This is a genomic window from uncultured Gimesia sp. (assembly GCF_963972345.1).
Lineage (GTDB): Bacteria > Planctomycetota > Planctomycetia > Planctomycetales > Planctomycetaceae > Gimesia.
The window spans coordinates 1-4,163 of sequence record NZ_CAXAVM010000317.1 but is presented as its reverse complement, the minus strand read 5'-3'; the positions used below and the strand labels follow the sequence as shown (position 1 = coordinate 4,163).

General features: G+C 45.4%; 3 protein-coding genes. 1 reads left to right on the top strand and 2 read right to left on the bottom strand.

Annotated elements, in window-relative coordinates; genetic code table 11:
* Positions 1-312: 312 nt before the first annotated feature.
* The gene (locus AACZ40_RS28345; protein ID WP_291167420.1) at positions 313-1,410 is read right to left on the bottom strand and encodes an acyltransferase; all 1,098 of its coding nucleotides are present in this window, start codon (positions 1,408-1,410) and stop codon (positions 313-315) included.
* Between the two features lie 974 nt (positions 1,411-2,384).
* On the opposite strand from AACZ40_RS28345, the gene AACZ40_RS28340 reads away from it, so the two are divergent.
* Positions 2,385-3,503: an acyltransferase gene (locus AACZ40_RS28340; RefSeq protein ID WP_291167417.1), complete on the top strand. Its 1,119-nt coding sequence runs from the start codon at positions 2,385-2,387 to the stop codon at positions 3,501-3,503.
* A gap of 67 nt (positions 3,504-3,570) precedes the next feature.
* Here AACZ40_RS28340 and AACZ40_RS28335 read toward each other — a convergent pair.
* On the bottom strand, positions 3,571-4,163 hold a 593-nt coding region (locus AACZ40_RS28335; RefSeq protein WP_339676967.1), incomplete at its 5' end, for a PLP-dependent aminotransferase family protein.

The window sequence follows — 4,163 nt, the reverse complement described above, 5'->3', positions numbered from 1 at the left end:
CTATTAATTGCAATGCCTCCTACAAAATCAGACGGGCGCGTCGGGTGGCATCGTTGGCTTGCCCAACGATGAAGATAATCACGGCTCCCTTACCCGTTTCACAAAGCATTATAAAAGAAGTCCCCCACACCCCGCAGATGAAAATCCCGAACCAATGAAAGACGCGGATTAAAAAGGCGTCATCACTATTCACAAAAGGATTAAAAAGGGGTCAGGAATGCTCAGTAGAAAAGCTCTCTTTGAACTGAAAAAGGTGTCCGGAAGGAATGGCACCTTTTACTGTCCCGTGGAATGTCGTGAGCAACACCAGGGCTAATGTGGCCGGTTGGGGACGACCTCAAAGTGATGCTTAAATCTCAAGAACCACTTTTCATACAATTCGTAGGACATCACCGAAAGCACGAGTGTGAAGACCAAGATTAGAGCAAATTGCAGCCAGCCACTTTCTTGCAAGTCCCATTTTTTCACTAGTTTTGTGGCAATGCCAATCGAGACGAAGTGGAAGACATAAAGACCAAACGAGATCCTGCCGAGGTAACGCACGGGGCGTGTGCAAAAGATACTATTTACCAGTGTGCCTTTCATACATCCCATGAGCATCAACAGGCATGCGGTGTCGGTCACCGTATAAAGGAGTACGGTTTTCCAAGTCATCAAGCCAGGTGAGCCCAGAAGGTGAGCGCCGAAGAGCAGTAGAAATCCCGACACAAACAAACTGTTTCCGCTTACTGAATGATACAGGCGATCGAACGCACCAAGGGCGAATCCAATACCTAATATAAATGCATCGCCTCGCAATGGTGTCATCCAAATGGATGCTTGACTTAACCCCATGAGTACGCAAGCAACTCTTGTAAGTATCAAGAAGGACAAGGCCGATATGAGCAACACGACGATCCGTCGAGTCGACTGTCTCATCAAGATTGGTAAGACAAATGGAATTGCTAAGTAAAACTGCTCCTCCAGTGAAATCGTCCACAGATGCCCCGTATAAGGCAAATATGCGTCGAATCCCAGGAAATTGTTAAAAAACGTGATGTGACTCAACCATAGGCCAAGCATCTGACCGTTGACCTCACCCGTGTAGATCGTTAAACACAGAGCAGCTGTCACAATACCCCAAAAAAGCGGCCAGATTCGCAACACACGCCGGGCAAAGTATTTACTCAATCGAATTTCATTGGTGGTTTCTACCTCTTCGCGCAGCATTCGCGCAAGCAGGTATGCACTAAGCACGAGAAACAAATCCACCCCCATCCAGCCGATTGCTCCCAGGATCTTCGGGATACCGGGAGGAAGCGGGGCGTGATGAAGGATCACCAACATAGCTGCTAAAAACCGCAGGCCATCAAGTTGTGGCCAATAGAGTCGCCTTTGTACGGCAGAAGGATTGAGTTCATTTTGCTCCACGTAGCTGTCTCCTTGTCAAACCTGTCACCCCATTATCACACGCGTGAAAAAGTCTCGCAGTAAAGTAGTTGCTTTCCGCTTCGGTATCGAGTGAATGGTTTTCGCGAACTCATCAGGATCACTCATTTCATGCTTTCAGGTGAAGCATCAATTCCAGACAACAGTTCCACCTCAAACAACTGATCGTATATGGAAGTAAAGCCCTTGGCACCGACTTAGAGCAGGTTTATATGAGCAAACGTTGAGGCGCTGCAAGTTCACTTTAGAGAAAATAATGACGAAGTTACTCCAGAACTTCTTTAACCGACATTTCCCATTTGTGTTGAGACAGAAATCGCTCCAGTCTCGAATCAGAGGAGAGTTGAGCAGGTCGCAAATGCAGCTGAACTAGATAGATCAGTCTTCGTGGCGATAGCTTCATCCAGTTTCGGCACACTGATGAATTCAGCACTTCAAACAATCCAGATTCTTATTTTGGGGATGAATCGCATATGGAAATCATAAACTAAGGATGTGTAATAGCAGACTTTGATAACTCTACTTACAGATCGCCTGATTTAATTGATCATCGGGGTAATAGTTCACATTCAGCCTGCTGAAGTGAATCTTATGGCAGTGATCACGCACAAAATAAATATTTAATACTAAACAAGCAGAACATAGTGTTCTGACAAATATCGCTATTGCCCTATTTTTAGATTGAGATTAGTTTACCCATCCAAATCATCAGGGTTCATAAAATTCATATTGCCATTACATTAGCCTCCAAGTTTCTTACGTTTCTCGAATTTTAATTCAAAACAATGACTGGGGGCTCTAGCGTCGCATTCTGCAGAAAACAAGAACGCGCCTCCTTTTGCCGGCGCGCCTTGGGACAATGTTACTCGCTTCAAACAGATTTTGTGATATGACAGGCTCATAATTGATCCAACGCAAATTGCTTTTGGATAAATTAATGAAAACAGGATATTTTTATGAAGTCATCATGTGGTCAATACTATATCGGGTTGGATCATCTCCGGGCTCTTGCGGCGTTTATGGTCTTCTCTTGGCACATGTTCTATGAAATGTTTCATTCCTATCAGGATCCATCTTTCTTTCCCCTTTCGCTATTTAACGAAGGGCACACAGGAGTGGCATTATTTATGACCCTGAGTGGTTATTTATTTGCCAAACTGCTGGCCGGAAAGAAAATAAAGTATACCGCATTTTTCTGGAACCGTTTTATCAGGCTGGCCCCTTTAATGGTATTTGTACTGAGCATTGTGGGTATTCAGAAATATTGGAGCGGAGAGAGCTTATATCCTTATTTTATACAGATTCGTGATGGAATGATCGAACCCGTTCTCCCTAACGGAGGTTGGTCTATTACTGTTGAATGGCATTTCTACTTAATGTTACCGCTTTTATTGTTTCTCATGCGGAAGTCGAAATATGCGCTTGCCATTACGGTCGGAGTAGCGTTTTTACTTCGAATTTTTTTACAAAAAGAATATGGTGATCTTCAATGGTTTTCATACTGGACCATTTTTGGGCGCATTGACCAATTTCTCCTGGGAATGATTGCCTACCAATGTCGAGCATTTATTACTGGGCGCCACTACCTGGTAGCCGGAAGCATCTTAGCTTTTTCCATTTTTTATTGGTACTTTGATAAAGCAGCCGGCTTTTGGTTTAACCCATCCTATCCTTCGAATCGTTTTGTATGGGTTTATTTATCCACCGTCGAAGGATTCGTATACGCATTACTAATTGCCTGGTACGATAGTTCGTTTTCACATTCCACCGGGAAAGTGTCTCAGTTCATTGCGAAAATCGGCACTTATTCTTACTCGATCTATTTATTACACTTCTTTTTCTATCAAAAAATGGTGGCACTTATGGCTACCTATATTATGCCTGCCTCGAATTTATATATGGCTTTCTGTTATTCAGTCCTGGGCTTTTTAATGATGGTGCCGATCGGTTTTCTCAGTTTTCGATTTATTGAGTCACCTTTCTTAAAACTCCGCACGAAATATTTAATAACTGCGCAGGCACCGGTCGTATTGGAAAAAGACTCAGAAATCAGAACAGAATCCATGGCCGCGTAACAAACAGAAATCAGTTGGTGATTAAAAAGGGGTCAGGAACCTTATAATTAAGGTTCCTGACCCCTTTTTAATCACCCAGCGCCGCTGCCCACGCGCGCACCGCTTGCCGGATCGACTGCTCATCAAAGGCCGCGAAGCCCAGGATCAACCCGCGGGCCTGTTTCGGCTCCCGGGCATAGATGTGTACCGGATGAAATTCCACACCGGCCCGCTGTGCAGCGTCCATCAGGGCCCGGTCCTGTTTCGCCGTCTTGCCCTGCACCACCAGATGCATGCCCGATTCGGGCAGTTCCACGTCAATCGTATCCCCCAGTTCGCTCATTAATGCTTCATACAGACACGTCTGGCGCGTATGGTACAGCGATCGCATCTGTCGAATGTGTTTCAGGAACTGACCCGATTCAATAAATCGATGCAGCACCATCTGCATCAACGGCGGAGAGAACCGATCATTCAACCAGCGGGCATACGAAAACGCACCTGCGATCTGTTCAGGCACAATCAGGAACCCCAGCCGAATCGCTGGAAAAAGCAGCTTGCTGAAAGAACCCATATAAATCGTTCTGCCGCGCTGATCCAGACTGCAAAGTGCCGGATGCGGACGTACCGTGTACCGAAACTCGCCATTATAGTCATCCTCGATAATCCAGCTCTGCTGCC

What these genes read in the sequence shown, in the direction of transcription:
- AACZ40_RS28340 (WP_291167417.1), top strand. Translation starts at nt 2,385, where the DNA reads ATGAAGTCATCATGTGGTCAATACTATATCGGGTTGGATCATCTCCGG.